We start from the raw sequence: 14,008 nt of genomic DNA, 5'->3' as shown, positions 1-14,008 counted from the left end.
TCGCATCGAACGCCCGGCGTTTCTGTTTCATCAAGTTCTCCTCTACGGGTGGATGATCCACCTATCGAGGTGTCCGAGGAAATTAGACCACTACACCTGACATTCCAGGAACAGGGATGTAATGGCTGCGTCACCCCATTGTCAGCCGCCGGATCGCACACTGATCCTGTGGACTCACAAGGAGGTGACACCATGAAACGCAGTCTAGGTACGACACTCGCCGGTGCGGCGCTGATCCTTGCGTTAGGCGCCTGCTCATCGACTTCCCCCGTTGCAGAGATGCCCGAGTTCATCTCCAGCGCGTCGACGGCAGCGGACCATCAGCGCATTGCGGACTACTTCGCGAAAAAAGCGGCTGGTTATGAGGCCGAAGCCAAGCAACACGAAAAAATGGTTACCGCGTACTCGGGGCGTCCGAAAGGCGATGTCGGGATGTGGGCATCGCACTGTGGCGCTTTGAAAGCGAAGCTCAAGGAAGCTGCCCAGGAGGCCCGGGCACTGGAAAAGGGGCATCGCGACCTGGCGGAGAGCCTTGGTAAATAAGTCATTGGCGAGCCGACGCGAATCTCGGCCGGTTCGGCTCAAACAGGGGGACATCATGCAAGAAGCGAACGAAGACCTGAGAGCGCGTCTTCAAGCCAATCTCGACGTAGCGGCCGGACTATGCCGCCTGGGCTTTACCTACGGCGAGCAGGTGACGACATTGACCACCGAGACGATGCACAAGTGGGTGCATCAGGCTGACCAAGACCCCAAAGTGCTGTTGCAGGGAGACGTTGCGGGTTTCACCGCGGCAAGCGGCCGGATTGCGGTGGACCACTGGTCGGCACTGCTTTCGTGCACGCTGGAATTTCAGAAGGCGTTCCTGGCGGCGCTCCCGAAGCGCTAGCTGTGCGTAGCGGCCAAGAGAAACCTGACAGGAATGTAATCACCGGGTCATGTCCCTGACGGTTCCAGAAGCACAAACTGGCCTTGTCGGACCCGCCCACCGGCATCTCGAACTGTCTGAATACCTTTTTTGGAGAAGCTGTAATGAAACTCAATTCTTTTCTCTCGACCGCGCTGATTGCCACCGTTGCGGCGCTGTCTTTTGGCGCTCAGGCAGCGGATGCCGACAAGGCACCTGCCGAGCAAACCGAGAAGACCACGCCGAAGAAGGTGAAGCCCCATTCCCACATGACGGAAAAGACCGGTATCCCGGCGGCGGCCCCTGAGGCTACGGGGGAAAAGGCGGCACCGGCCAAGGATGCAAAGCGTCACAACCACCAGCGGGACATGAAGTAAACGCAGTCATTCAGAGGCCCCGTGTAGGGGCCTCGGTGTTTTGAACATGAAAACCCCAACCCACGATGAACACGGGAGCCGTTGTTCTTGCCGCATCCTGGCTGAGACCGTCGGCTGCAAGCCCGAGGCCATCGCCTTTTCCTTTTGCCAGGCGGTGCTGATGAAGCGCTGGGTCGTGGAGTGCAACCACGGCTGTATGGACAAGGCACCCGCGTCAAAGCTCAGTAGCAAATGGCACGAGACCGGACCGATCGATCCGGTGAAGGCCATCCTGATCATGAACGAACAGGAGTAAGTTGCCATGCCACCCGTCACCGGAATTGGAAGTCCTGGGCCGGTTCAGCCGAGCTCGGATGCTGGACACAGTGCTCACACCAGTTCGGGGAGTGGCACTACTTCTTTTGCCGCCGCTCTTTCACAGGTCATGGGCAGAACGCCCGGCACGGTCTTGTCTGGGACGCCCAGTCCGGCATCCAGTGCCGATGGAGCACAGAATTCGGCACACCGCGATGCATGGCCCTCGCTGGGAGATGGCTTTCAACGCCGTCACATCCCGCTGGTGGGGTCGGGGCACCCAAGTCATGATTTTCAGCAACTCGCCTTGGGGTTGAGGGCTTATCGACAGCAAATCATCGCGTCAAATATTGCCAACGCCGATACCCCCGGCTACAAGGCCGTTGACATCGATTTCCAAGAAGCACTACGTAACGCCCAGGCGGCGGCGAATGTGCCTCCTGTATCCCTGACCACGACCTCGGGGGGGCACTTGTCAGGACAAAGCACCGGCACCCAGCCTCCCATCCCACTGAAATACCATGTCCCCAGCCAAGGCAGTATCGATGGGAACACGGTCGAAATGGATGTCGAGCGGGCCAAGTTCGCGGAGAACACGGTGATGCACCAGTTTGCAATGGACCGGGTGAGTGGGCACTTCAAACACGAAATCGAAATGCTCCAGAGCCTGAAGTGAAAAGCTGACATGAGCCGCCCGTTGCCAGAAACCCCTGGCCAGTTGCACGGGATGCTGACCATCAGGCTTGGGTTGGCTGCGACCGTGGTTGCGCTGATTGCCGGTGGTGTTGCTTATTTCGTTGAAACCTACCGGGCGGAACAGGCTGCACTGGAGCAGGCCACCCGCAGCGCCCGCCATTTCGCCACGCCTGCGATGCAGATGATTGTTAGCGCCGGCCGGCCTGACGGCCATGACGAACTGGAGCGCTTGCTGGACAAAAGTCGTTTTGTCGGGCTGCAGGTCTTTGATGGTGATGGCGATCAGGTTTACGAGAACTGGGGGAGTAGCGCCGTTTCGCTGATAGACGTGCTCCGTGCCCAAGCCTTGAAGCGTCCCGAGCGACATCAGATCCACCGTACCTGGATCGAAGTGGGTTCCGAGCATCTGATCCACGTCGTTGTCCCGATCTCCGGTAGCGATGGCCGTCTTGTTGGGTATGTGAGGACCGTCAGCCGGCTCGATGCGGAAACTGTCCAAGCTCAGCGGGATCAGGTTCGCACGGGGGCGCTTACCGCTGTCGGCGCCGTGGTGGCGACAGCGTTTGTCCTGTATCCCCTGATGCTGGCCATGCTGCGACGCTCAACGGACTTGTCTCGTTCCTTGCTGGACTCGAACCTGTCGCTGATCCGCTCCCTGGGGAACGCCGTGGCCAAGAAGGATTCCGGTACCGATGCCCACAACTATCGGGTCACGCTCTACGCGATCGGTTTGGCTGAAGCACTGGGGGTATCGGCGGAGGACATCTCGCATCTGGTTGCCGGTGCCTTTCTGCACGACGTGGGCAAGATCGGGATTCCCGACAGTATCCTCCTGAAGGGGGGCTCTCTGACGCCCGCCGAACTCCAGGTCATGCAGACGCATCCGGTCCTCGGTACTGAGATCGTCACCGGAAACCCCTGGTTGCAGGAGGCTGCCGTGATCATCCGGCACCACCACGAACGTCTGGACGGAAAAGGTTACCCCGATGGTTTGCGCGGTGAGGAAATTCCCCTGATCGCCCGGATCTTCGCCGTCGTGGACGTGTTCGATGCGCTCACTTCCGAGCGCTCCTACAAGTCGCCGATGGGGCTCGACGAGGCCATGCAGATCATCCTGCACGAATCCGGAAGTCACTTTGATCCGCGCATCGCGACCGCTTTCATGGATATCGCCCCTGCGTTGTACGTCACGATCACGCAGGCAGAGACGAACGAATTACGACAACGTCTGCATGAGGCGCTGTTGCGCTACTTCAAGCTGGGCGTCTTGCCGCCGGTTGTGTAGTTCACGCCAGGCGCAGGACGTGTTCGGTTGGTGCGAGTCCCGTCGAGCCTTCGGTTGGTGATACCCTGATCGATTACCTGTTTTGCCTTCCATCTTCATGCCTGAAACCACCCGTCTCTTGATTGATCGCTGGAAGCAAGACCCGAATGGAACGTACCAGTCCTGGTTCTTGTGGCCCGAACGACTGAAGAACTTCCGCTCGATCCGACGTGGAATCGGCCAGGTCATCAAGGAGATCGACGAAGGCTCGTTCGGCAACGTCTATCGAGGATCATCCCTCCAAACGGTCGTGGCCTCGATTGCCGAGCAGCGTCAGATCTTCAAGGGGGCCGATCATGCGTTCCTGTGGAAGCCCAAACTGCGGATTCCGGACATCTACGAAGACCGGGACAATCAACGCGCCTTTGGACGGCTGCTGCATGCGTGCCACTGCTGCACCAAGGAGGCCGACGTGCTCCAGGCGATCCGCACGCTCGAAGCCAAGAGCATCAAAGGCCTCGGCCCCGCCGCGGCCAACCTGCTTTACTTCATTCACCCGACGATCGTCGTCCCGTTCAATACCGCCATCGTCAAAGGCTACAACGCGTTGACCGGCGCTGCCGTCAAGCTTGGGCGTTGGGATCATTACCTTGCGATGCGGCAGGGACTCATCGAGTTCAATCAGCGCCACCGGGATCTTCTGTCCAATGATCTGGGCGCGGTTGCCGGGCTCATGTTCGATCTGGGCATGGAGCGCTATCCCTTGCCGCCCGCCGAGGGAGATGCCAAGGCAACCGATGCCTGGGCCAAGGATCTGGCCGCAGTCCGGGAGGAAACCGCCGCCTTTGCCAAGCAACTCGACAAGAATCGGGTTTCCGACGAGGGGCATACCGAAGTGCAAGGGTGGCTGAGAGACCTGGGGCTGGCCCTGGGGTTCTCGGTGTGGATTGCCAGCAACGACCAGAGTCGGCCCTATAACGGAGGGCGCCTCGCCGATGGGTGCCTCACGGTCTTGCCCCTGGCCTTGCAAAATGAAGGAGCTGACGCGGTGCGGCTCATCGATGTGATCTGGCTGGAACGAGAATCCGGCACAGTGGTGGCGGCATTCGAGGTCGAACATACGACCTCGATCTACTCCGGCATCGTTCGGCTGCTGGATCTGGCTTTGTCCGGTGGCGCGGCCCAGCGCCATCATCTATTCCTCGTCGCTCCGGATGAACGAGAGGCCGATGTCCGGCAGCAGGTGCTGAGGCCGGCCTTCTCACAGGTTAGGGAGCTCAACATCCGCTACCTACCGTACGGAGAGCTACGCCAACACCGGGAAGCCATCGCCCGGTTCGGAGTTGGCATCAAGCCTGTGGAAGCCATCGCCAGAATGTTCTGATGTGCATTTTGAGACTAGTCGCCATCGACAATGAATCTCGTGAGCCCCCAAGCTGCCTCAGGGTGCATTGAGGGCTCTCATGCCATTCAGGCGGCAACGGAAGAACTAGCTCCCATCGCCATGTCGTAGTAGCGAGTCAAGCCGCATGACCTCATCGCCATGCATGATGACCTTCCGGCCATCCTTGGTTTCCATGACGGTTTCTTGCTTCATGCGAGTCGCACGGCCGTACTTGTCTTCCATGGCCATTTTCCCGTCCTTGAAGATATAAACCGTCGAGCCATCTTTCAGCTCGATGACCTCTTTCGCTGCCGCCCGCGCCTCATCAGAAGCGAATGCACCCGTTGTACCTATGACGCTCAGCGCGGCCACGACCAACATTTTCTTTAGCATTTCTCTCTCCTTTGGTTGTGTGCAGGTGATCCTGCACTTCTATGATGGACGTTGGCTCCTTACGGGAGCCAAACCGTCCGATGACAGTTTTGTCAGCGGCTTGTTATGTTGTCGGGCCGCTTTGTTGCTGGATGAAACGCGGCTGTTGGCAGTCCCGACTGAGTGTCAGGGCTTGAGTAACAGGCGCGAATGTGGTCGCGTCGGATCTACAAGTGAGTCTCGTCGGGGCTACTTGCCCTTGGTCGCTTCGTAGAGGCCGTGTCCGCCCACACCTTCTTCGTGGTTGTCCTTACCCCGATCCAAGGTCTTTTCGGCTTCGCGCTTTTTGGCCTGGCTTTCCTTTGTTGCCGGCGGCATCTTCTTGGCTTCATGGAGGGCATGACCGCCAACCCCCTCCATGTGGTTGTCCTTCTCCCGATCCCAGTTCTTCTGCAGATCGCGTTCCTTCTTTACGTCGGCAGCGGTGGGCTTGCCTTGCTTTTGCAGTTCGTTGAGGGTGTGTCCGCCAACGCCTTCAACGTGATTGTCCTTGTCGTTAAGGTCAGCATGGGCAGCGCCGGCAGCGAGCAGCAGCGCAGCAAATACGGTGGAAATGAGTTTCATGATTTTCTCCTTTGGTTCGGTCATGAGTGAGCCTGCAGTTGAAGCATGCGCTACCGACCCTTACGAGACCCGAACATGGGGGTGACAATTGCGTCACCTTCGTGTCAGGAACAGGAGCTTCATCCAGATTCCCTGAGGGGGATCGCTCCACCGTTGTCCCAATTGCAAAGTGAAAAAATGCGCTCCGGCACCGTTGACCTTCCCATGATGGCAAGGTCTAGCCTGCTCCTGTCACCTCAACAGGAGTTGCATCATGGGTTCGTCCATCACCACATTGTCAGGTCAGGCGCTGTCGATCGGCATTGAGGGCATGACCTGCAGCAGTTGCGCTGCCCGCGTAGAAAAGCTGCTGGGTCGCTTGCCCGGCATTTCCAGGGCCACCGTCAGTTTCTCTACCGAATCGGCGTTGCTGGAGTCCGACTCGGTCGTTGATCTGGCGACCGTGCGCCAGGCGATTGAGAAGGCGGGTTTCCATGTCCCTGAGGAAAACCGGGTTTTGGCGATCACGGGGATGACGTGCAGCAGTTGCGCCGCGCGAGTGGAGAAGGTTCTGGCCGGGGTTCCCGGTGTCGTGAGTGCCGTCGTCAACCTCGCCACTGAACAAGCGCATGTCACGCTGACTCGTGGCGTGCCTACCTCGGCCCTGATCGAGGCCGTCCGGAAAGCGGGTTACGATGCCGCATTGCAGACGGAGGGCTCCCCAGCTACCGCAGCATCAGTCCGCCAGGGTGCCGAATGGTGGCCTGTTGCAGTTGCGGCGACCCTCTCCCTTCCGCTCGTGATTCCGATGCTGACTGATCTCTTCGGCGCACATTGGATGCTGCCCGGCTGGGTGCAGTTGTTGTTGGCAACCCCTGTTCAGTTCTGGCTGGGGCTGCGTTTCTACCGTGCAGGCTGGAAGGCACTGCGTGCCGGTAGCGGGAACATGGATCTCTTGGTGGCCCTTGGAACGACTGCGGCCTACGGACTCAGCGTATATCTCCTGGCAAAGCCGACAGGCGGTGAGATGCCTCACCTGTATTTTGAAGCCTCCGCGGTTGTCATCACGCTGGTCCTGCTGGGCAAGTGGCTTGAGGCCAGGGCCAAGCGGCAAACTACCGAAGCAATCCGTGCGCTTCAGGCGCTGCGGCCTGCCGTCGCCCGCATTCGTACTGGCGACGGTGACCGGGAGATCGCCATCGATGCGGTCCGCGTGGGCGATGTGGTTGTTGTGAAACCCGGTGAGCGGGTAGCAGTGGATGGCCAGATTGTGGAGGGGTGCAGCCACTTGGACGAGTCCATGTTGACCGGTGAAAGCCTGCCGGTTCCGAAGCAGCCTGGCGATCGTGTCAGTGGCGGTGCGATCAATGCTGACGGCTTGCTGCTGGTGCAGACAACGGCCATCGGTACGGAAACCACTTTGGCCCGGATCATCCGGTTGGTTGAGAGTGCCCAGTCGGCCAAGGCACCCATTCAGCGCCTGGTGGACCGGGTGAGTGCGGTGTTTGTCCCGGTGGTCATGCTCATCGCGCTGCTGACCTTTGGCGGATGGTGGGCTTACGGCGGTGATGTCGAGACGGCGATTATCAACGCCGTCGCCGTGCTCGTGATTGCCTGTCCGTGTGCATTGGGTCTTGCCACGCCTACTGCGCTCATGGCGGGTACGGGTGTGGCCGCGCGACACGGCATTCTGGTGAAGGATGCGGAAGCGCTGGAAGTGGCGCACAAAGTGACGGCCATCGTCTTCGACAAGACCGGCACCCTAACTGAAGGCAAGCCTCAGGTCGTGGCCCTCGAATCCGGTGGCGGTGATGCCCAGTGTCTACTCAGCCTTGCTGCCAGTCTTCAGTTGAGTAGCGAGCATCCCCTGGCCCGAGCCGTGGGCAAGGCTGCCCAGGACGCCGGACTGAGTCCGACGAGCGCCCGGTTCGTTCAGGCCTTACCCGGACGCGGTCTTGCTGGCGAAATTGATGGAACACACTACGTTCTTGGCAATGCCCGATTGATGCAGGAGCGCGGCTTCATGATGGACCATCTCGCCGACACCGCGAAGCACCTCGAAGCCGAAGGGCGGACTGTATCCTGGTTGGCGTCGGAAGGCGCCCAGGCGGTGCTGGGCTTGATCGCCTTCGGCGACCGACTGAAGCCAGGGGCGTTGGCAAATATCGATTGCCTCAAGCAGATGGGCATCAGAACCGCGTTGATCACCGGCGACAGTCGTGGGGCTGCGCATGGTGTGGCAACCGAGCTTGGAATCGATCAGTGTCTGGCCGAAGTGCTGCCGGCGGACAAGGCGGCGGAGATCGAAACCTTGAAACGGGAAGGCTACGTCGTTGCCATGGTCGGCGATGGCATCAATGATGCCCCGGCATTGGCTGCCGCCGACATTGGCATCGCCATGGGAACCGGAACGGACGTGGCCATGCACGCGGCCGGGGTGACCTTGATGCGTGGCGATCTGGCGCTGGTGGCTTCAACCATCGACATCTCCCGTCGCACCTACGCCAAAATGCGGCAGAACCTGTTCTGGGCTTGTGTTTACAACGTCGTGGGCATTCCCCTGGCGGCCGCTGGACTCCTGAACCCGGTCATTGCAGGTGCTGCCATGGCATTCTCTAGCGTCAGCGTGGTGTCGAACGCGTTGCTTCTTCGGCGTTGGCGCCCCGTCAAATTGGATAAGAGGAAGGCGACATGAACATCGGAGCAGTTGCCAAGGCCAGCGGTGTCTCGGCCAAGATGATCCGCCACTACGAGCAGATCGGCTTGATTGGCCACAGCCCCCGGACCGAAGCGGGCTACCGGCAGTATCAGGAGCGGGATCTGCACACGCTGAAGTTCATCCGCAGTGCCCGTGATCTCGGGTTCTCCCTGGAGCAGATTCGCCAGCTCCTGTCGCTCTGGTATGACGGGGAGCGCTCCAGTGCGGAGGTGAAGCAACTCGCGGAAAGTCACTTGAGCGATCTGGATGAGCGAATTCAGGCGCTCATCACCATGCGCGACGCACTGGTACGTCTGTCGGAGAGTTGTTGCGGTGACGATCGTCCTGATTGTCCGATTCTTGAGGGGCTTGCCGGGCACGTGCCCGCATCATCGAGCCCACCCCAGCTCTCGAAGCAGAAAGCCCAGGGCGTTTAGGGCGAACTGGGCATCCTCCTCCGTGGGAGGCCGGGTGTTGTAGCGTTTTTGCTCGTTGGGTTTTCCGCGAGAGTGAAAGCGCTGCAGCAGACGGATGGCCGAACCTGCTGCTGACGGGGGCTGGGTATTGCCGTTGCCTTGCTGTTTTTCGAACGCTTTCAGCAAGTCGCCCAAGTCGAGGTGGTGGACGTTGTTTGGGGCATCTCCGGATGCTTCGAGCCAGTACGCCAGGACCGTGGTTGTCGCGGCACGACAAAGATCGATCAAGGAGACCGGACTGGAGCGAAATGCCGCATCGGCCACCTTGTCCAGAATTGTCGTTACCTCTGGGCTTGCTTGTTTGGGGATATGGTCGTCGATCAACTCGGGCAGACAACCAAAGGTAGAACGGGCGTGCAGCGTGATCAGCTCTTCGCCTGATGCGATGGTCTCCACGGAGACAATCCGCCAGACAGTGGGGGCTGACTGGGTTCCCAGGACCAACTGGGCGCGCACAGGGCGAGGGAACGCCAAGCCGAAAATCCGTGCAGGGTGGTACGTATAGAGCATTCGATGCAGCCTGCCGTCCATCGACATGTTGTTGCGATCTGGAGGCTCTGCCGGATGCGGAGGAAAGAACCACATCTGGTTCAGGGCTCCGTCCCGCCACTCATACAGGCGACCTCGACGCACCCGAGTGACGGGGTCGAACGAATCCTCCCGAAAGACCAGTCGCGCATTGTCCAGCCGAGTTGAAGCGGGGAGCTTGCCCCAGTCGCTGTCGCAGGTGATCAACGTGGCAATCGAGATTATTGGAGTCGGCCAGACCCCGTGCCCATAGTTGCTCACCCCCTCGAAGACTAACCATGTGTTGTTGTCGATACCGATCATGCATGCGTCCTCCATGTTGAGTGCGGCGCGATGCTAATGGATTCCGGAGCGCTAGTGAGTGCTCCGGAATCGTTTCAAGATCCAAGAGAGGCACGAAGGCTACTGCGGAACGGATGGCGGAGCGTGAAGTGCCAGATACGCAGGCAAGTCGGATAGTGACCGTAGAAAGCGGGGATCGGGGCTTGCCAGGTTCCGAGCAAGGTGGATTGCGTGCATCCCAACCCGCCTTGGCCCCAGGCAGTCTGCCTCGTAGGTATCCCCGACCATCAGCACCTCGCCCGGACTGAGCGCCAGTGACTGCCAAACTGTGCTGTAGATCCGGTGGTCCGGCTTCACAACACCTACCTCGAAACTCCATACATACGCATCGAACTCAAAGGGTAGAAGGGACAACACAGGGGGTGCGTATGGTTTGGCCAGATTGCTACACAATCCGAGTTGCAACCCTTGTCTTTGCAAAGCACGGAGGACCGGAACGACCTCCGGATAAAGTCGAATACTGCTGATCTCAATCGCGAGCTCGTCGGCAAGCTCATCGCACAGGGCTGGCGAGAGAGCCAATCCAAGCCACGTCGCGATGGCCCAGATGTCACCGTTTATGCTCATGATCCGCGCGGCATCGTCGGGCCGCGAAATCCGTCCGGCCTGCGCTGCGAGGCGCAAAAGCCGTGCGTATGGACGGCGCCGATCTCCAATCTCAGCCAGCGTACCAAACACGTCGAACACGATCGCCTTGATCATATGGTGGGAGGGTGATCCAGAAAGTGACTTCCGTCCGCCAAGAACAAGTTGCGCCAGATCTTTGGTGTTGAACGGACCATCCAGATCTGCACCTCATTCAGATCCAGGCTCTGGGCGATCACTGGAGTGAAGTGAACTCCTTCCAGAATTCATACTCGGAGATGTCCCATGTGCCGTAAGCGCTGCAGTACTGCTTACCATCAGCGACCTCATACACGTGCGCCAACGGGTCGGACGGCTTTTTCCAGATTCGGATCAATGGCTCCATCTTCCAGTGAGCCGAACCGTTCAAAAACGGCGGGCTAACGAGTTGGATGCCAACGATTGAAACACCTTTGCTCTCCCGATCAAAAAAAGCTACCAACTCGTTCGCAGGATTGGAAATCATCACTGTTTCGGAAAAACGCCCTTCCTGTGTAAAAACAGCATAACTCACGTAAAACCATTCATTGGGCGTAGTGATACCCACCGCCCGCCAAGCATCTTTTCCAGTGCCAAGAAGGCCCGACATGAAAGGATGATGAGCTGACACGTCAGTAATAAACATTGCGATTCGAGACTTTCAGTAGCGGCGCGTGACCAATTAATCGAATGATCGCGTTGGCCGGGTGAGGACGTTTTCCGTGAACTCAGTAGGAACTGAATATGTCGGGAGGGGCAATATTGTGACGTAAACGCGGCTGACTTAAAAGCATCATTCCGAGACACTGATTCAATGCCAGTCAGCGAATCATCGTCTAGTTCACGCGCGCCAACGGCGCGTGAGCTCCTTGCGATGAACATAGTTCGCCTCCGCAAGGAACGGGGATGGTCTCAGGAAGATCTCGCGTTGGAATCTGGCTTGCATCGCACCTTCGTGGCGCACGTTGAACGCCAAGTACGAAATATCTCGATCGACAACATTGAACGTCTTGCAAACGCTTTGCAGATAGATGTCCACGTCTTGCTGTTGCCATAGGGTCGGTTCCCGGTGCTCGGCAAGGGGTGGAGTGGTGTTGAACTCAACGATCACATCCCTTGGGCCACCACAGAGACGCCCGTCACCTGGCACTTGCGGGTGAGGGACTACCGCTGAAGCAGGATTGTGCAGCCGAAAGAATTGTGCTGTACGGGGAAGTCCGCTCCGGGCTTTGCCCTCCACGGACTTCCCCAAATACGATAAAAGAAAACGCTCCCAAGCCCGTTAGGGTGAGCGTGGCGGCATGCATTGTTATCGGTGGAGGGTTTGCGGCTGGAACACGTGGAGGGTTTCAGATCGTTATGAGTGGACGGTTTCCTCGGAATACGCACTATTGGCACGGCGGGCTTTGTTTCGTGGACATGCAAGGTGAGGATTTAGGGCGACAGAACTGCATCGTTGCGCAGGCCAATGGAAGCCCATTGTGGTTCATTACCGATAACGAAGATCGAACAACAGAGAAACTGAAGTCGCTCGGCTACCAAGTCACCGATAGGACGGTACTGACTTACCGGGTAAAAACTGGTGCTCAACCCCGTCCTCTGACCGGCCATTGGCCTCCTGAAACAGTGGGAGATATCTTGGCGTGGCAAAGCACCCTTGACCCCCGGTGTCGGCGCAAGATTCACGAGCGTATAAAGGAAGGGGAAAGGAAAAAGGCCAACGGTGTCCTGATAGTTATCGAATCGCCGTTGATGACCTATGGCTTTGTGGTTCTCTATGATCGCCAACGTCCGGTCAAGAAGAGCAAGCTCGCAGATCGCAGGGATTCGATCTATGGGTTGAAGGTGATGCCCATTTCGGTGGTCAGAATTGACGATCGGTACCTTGCCCAGCGGAACATGCCGAAATCGAAGACGCTTGCAGGGAAGAACATCGCCGTCGTTGGGTGCGGTACGATCGGCGGCTATCTTTCAGACATGCTCGTCAAGGCTGGGGCGGGGACATGCGGCGGAAAACTCACGTTGGTGGATTTCGACTACCTTCTCCCGCAAAACATCGGGCGTCATCGCCTGGGATTCCCGGACCTGCTGTCGAACAAAGCCGAGGCTATGGCGAAGGAACTCAAGCGCTTGGCGCCAGGCGCCGAGATTCGTGCGCTGCCCGTGGATGTCAGGCAGGCCCAACTGGGAGAGCTGGACCTGCTCATAGATGCCACCGGGGAAGAATCCCTCGGGCATTGGCTGTGCGGCCGCTATCCGCCTCCGACTCCCATGCTTTCGGTCTGGATCGAGGGGCCGGGAACGGCTGTCCGTGCGCTCCTGAGGACGAAAGCATCTAATGCGTGCTATCGATGTCTTTGGCATAGCAACAGACGAGGCGAGCTCCGTTCTACCATTGATCCTCTTCCTGCCATTTTGGCGGGGCATGGATGCGAGGGCTTGTACGTGCCGTTCCCCGCTTCGGTGTCGGTGCACGCTGCCAGCCTGGGCGCTGAGATGACCCTTGATTGGGTCAACGGCGTCTATTCCCCCGCGTTGCGAACCAGGTTGATCGACCGCGCCCAGCAGCTTGCCACACCCGATTGCGATCCGCTGCGGGATCGGGAATGCCCCTTATGCTGTTCATGAGTTCATGGGCGGCTGACGACAACAGAACGCTGCTGCATTTCTCGAAGTCCACGCTGGAGACCTTCCGACAGCATGTTCAGGCCAGTGATTCTGACTGCGAAGCCGGCGGGCTTCTACTCGGTTCAGTCCATGGAACGCACATGCTCATCGAGCAAGCAACGGCTCCCACTGCATGGGACAGACGGTTTCGCTACCTGTTCGAGCGGATGCCATTTGGCCACGAAGCCATCGCTATGTCTCGATGGGGGGCGAGTCAGGGCACCGTTCGCTATCTGGGCGAATGGCACACCCATCCTGAAGACTATCCCCATCCTTCTGGCCTAGATAGATCGGAATGGAACCGCTTATCAGAGAAGCGTCGGGACAGGAGGGCTATGCTTGCAGTCATCGTCGGTCGAAAAGCTCTGTATATCGAATTGGTGCCGAGTTCAGGCTGCGGTTCGGTGTTTATCCCCGTGGAATAGGGGTCCATCGAACCAATAGCGTCCCGATACTTGGCCGTCGAATTTGCAGGATGTGCCATGCACCCCTTCACCAAGTGCAGCCATTCGGCTTTGATCCTGGGGGTCTTCTGCATCGCTGGCCTTGGCACACTGTTGGCAATGGCAAAACTTCGAGTGAGTGGACTTCTATCTGGTGCTGTGCTCAATAACTGAACGACAGGTACGAAACGTATTGCTGACCAAATCAGCGCATTGGGCGTATGACTGGTTTGGTCGAAGTTCAGGCTTTTCCACTTCTATACGCCCATGAAAAAAGCTCCCTCGGGAGCTTTTTTCATTATCTCTGTCACCAATATTTCACTATCTTGGCAAGAATTTCACTAACCGTGTCAA

At 58.5% G+C, this 14,008-nt stretch carries 17 protein-coding genes; 12 read left to right on the top strand and 5 right to left on the bottom strand.

Annotated elements, in window-relative coordinates:
- Positions 1 to 192: 192 nt before the first annotated feature.
- The 7 genes from QQK25_RS14300 (at position 193) to QQK25_RS14270 (ending at position 4,922) form a co-directional block, all read left to right on the top strand.
- Entirely contained in the window at positions 193 to 543 is a 351-nt protein-coding gene (locus tag QQK25_RS14300) for a hypothetical protein (RefSeq protein ID WP_284188518.1), read from the top strand.
- Between the two features lie 55 nt (positions 544 to 598).
- Positions 599 to 889, top strand: a complete 291-nt coding sequence (locus QQK25_RS14295; RefSeq protein ID WP_284188517.1) for a hypothetical protein — start codon at positions 599 to 601, stop codon at positions 887 to 889.
- A 143-nt stretch (positions 890 to 1,032) separates the two neighbouring features.
- The gene (locus tag QQK25_RS14290) at positions 1,033 to 1,284 is read left to right on the top strand and encodes a hypothetical protein (RefSeq protein WP_169148669.1); all 252 of its coding nucleotides are present in this window, start codon (positions 1,033 to 1,035) and stop codon (positions 1,282 to 1,284) included.
- A 46-nt stretch (positions 1,285 to 1,330) separates the two neighbouring features.
- Entirely contained in the window at positions 1,331 to 1,579 is a 249-nt protein-coding gene (locus tag QQK25_RS14285; protein WP_235943683.1) for a hypothetical protein, read from the top strand.
- A gap of 6 nt (positions 1,580 to 1,585) precedes the next feature.
- Entirely contained in the window at positions 1,586 to 2,254 is a 669-nt protein-coding gene (flgB, locus tag QQK25_RS14280; protein WP_284188516.1) for a flagellar basal body rod protein FlgB, read from the top strand.
- Positions 2,255 to 2,263: 9 nt separating this feature from the next.
- Complete coding sequence (locus QQK25_RS14275) at positions 2,264 to 3,559, top strand: HD-GYP domain-containing protein (RefSeq protein WP_284188515.1); 1,296 nt, start codon at positions 2,264 to 2,266, stop codon at positions 3,557 to 3,559.
- Between the two features lie 97 nt (positions 3,560 to 3,656).
- The gene (locus QQK25_RS14270; protein ID WP_284188514.1) at positions 3,657 to 4,922 is read left to right on the top strand and encodes a type II restriction enzyme NmeDI-related protein; all 1,266 of its coding nucleotides are present in this window, start codon (positions 3,657 to 3,659) and stop codon (positions 4,920 to 4,922) included.
- 105 nt (positions 4,923 to 5,027) lie between these two features.
- On the opposite strand, the gene copK is transcribed toward QQK25_RS14270, so the two are convergent.
- The gene (copK, locus tag QQK25_RS14265) at positions 5,028 to 5,315 is read right to left on the bottom strand and encodes a periplasmic Cu(I)/Cu(II)-binding protein CopK (protein ID WP_284188513.1); all 288 of its coding nucleotides are present in this window, start codon (positions 5,313 to 5,315) and stop codon (positions 5,028 to 5,030) included.
- A 228-nt stretch (positions 5,316 to 5,543) separates the two neighbouring features.
- The gene (locus QQK25_RS14260) at positions 5,544 to 5,918 is read right to left on the bottom strand and encodes a hypothetical protein (RefSeq protein WP_284188512.1); all 375 of its coding nucleotides are present in this window, start codon (positions 5,916 to 5,918) and stop codon (positions 5,544 to 5,546) included.
- A 253-nt stretch (positions 5,919 to 6,171) separates the two neighbouring features.
- Here QQK25_RS14260 and QQK25_RS14255 point away from each other — a divergent pair, with 253 nt between their 5' ends.
- The gene (locus QQK25_RS14255) at positions 6,172 to 8,592 is read left to right on the top strand and encodes a heavy metal translocating P-type ATPase (RefSeq protein ID WP_284188511.1); all 2,421 of its coding nucleotides are present in this window, start codon (positions 6,172 to 6,174) and stop codon (positions 8,590 to 8,592) included.
- Positions 8,589 to 9,032 (top strand): Cu(I)-responsive transcriptional regulator, encoded by a 444-nt coding sequence (gene cueR / locus QQK25_RS14250; RefSeq protein ID WP_148580828.1) that lies wholly within the window; start codon positions 8,589 to 8,591, stop codon positions 9,030 to 9,032. Before QQK25_RS14255 ends, cueR begins: the two co-directional genes overlap by 4 nt.
- Here cueR and QQK25_RS14245 read toward each other — a convergent pair.
- The 3 genes from QQK25_RS14245 to QQK25_RS14235 all read right to left on the bottom strand — a co-directional run bounded on the left by QQK25_RS14245 (position 8,985) and on the right by QQK25_RS14235 (position 11,190).
- Positions 8,985 to 9,902: a hypothetical protein gene (locus QQK25_RS14245; protein ID WP_284188510.1), complete on the bottom strand. Its 918-nt coding sequence runs from the start codon at positions 9,900 to 9,902 to the stop codon at positions 8,985 to 8,987. The two genes, cueR and QQK25_RS14245, sit on opposite strands and share 48 nt — an antisense overlap.
- A 99-nt stretch (positions 9,903 to 10,001) precedes the next feature.
- The gene (locus QQK25_RS14240) at positions 10,002 to 10,643 is read right to left on the bottom strand and encodes an HAD family hydrolase (RefSeq protein WP_284188509.1); all 642 of its coding nucleotides are present in this window, start codon (positions 10,641 to 10,643) and stop codon (positions 10,002 to 10,004) included.
- Between the two features lie 118 nt (positions 10,644 to 10,761).
- A complete protein-coding gene (locus QQK25_RS14235; RefSeq protein WP_148580831.1) occupies positions 10,762 to 11,190 on the bottom strand; it encodes a hypothetical protein in 429 nt (142 codons plus the stop codon).
- Between the two features lie 168 nt (positions 11,191 to 11,358).
- Between QQK25_RS14235 and QQK25_RS14230 the strand changes: the two genes are divergently transcribed.
- The 3 genes from QQK25_RS14230 (at position 11,359) to QQK25_RS14220 (ending at position 13,636) form a co-directional block, all read left to right on the top strand.
- On the top strand, positions 11,359 to 11,601 hold the full coding sequence (locus tag QQK25_RS14230) for a helix-turn-helix domain-containing protein (RefSeq protein ID WP_148580832.1): 243 nt from the start codon (positions 11,359 to 11,361) through the stop codon (positions 11,599 to 11,601).
- Between the two features lie 362 nt (positions 11,602 to 11,963).
- A complete protein-coding gene (locus QQK25_RS14225; RefSeq protein ID WP_284188520.1) occupies positions 11,964 to 13,172 on the top strand; it encodes a ThiF family adenylyltransferase in 1,209 nt (402 codons plus the stop codon).
- The gene (locus QQK25_RS14220; RefSeq protein ID WP_284188508.1) at positions 13,160 to 13,636 is read left to right on the top strand and encodes a Mov34/MPN/PAD-1 family protein; all 477 of its coding nucleotides are present in this window, start codon (positions 13,160 to 13,162) and stop codon (positions 13,634 to 13,636) included. The genes QQK25_RS14225 and QQK25_RS14220 overlap by 13 nt, the downstream gene beginning before the upstream one ends.
- The last annotated feature ends 372 nt before the right edge of the window (positions 13,637 to 14,008 follow it).

This window comes from Zoogloea oryzae (genome assembly GCF_030161255.1).
In the GTDB taxonomy this organism is placed as follows: Bacteria; Pseudomonadota; Gammaproteobacteria; order Burkholderiales; family Rhodocyclaceae; genus Zoogloea; species Zoogloea oryzae.
Note: the sequence above shows the minus strand (reverse complement) of the source record. Positions and strands in the feature narration are given on the sequence as shown.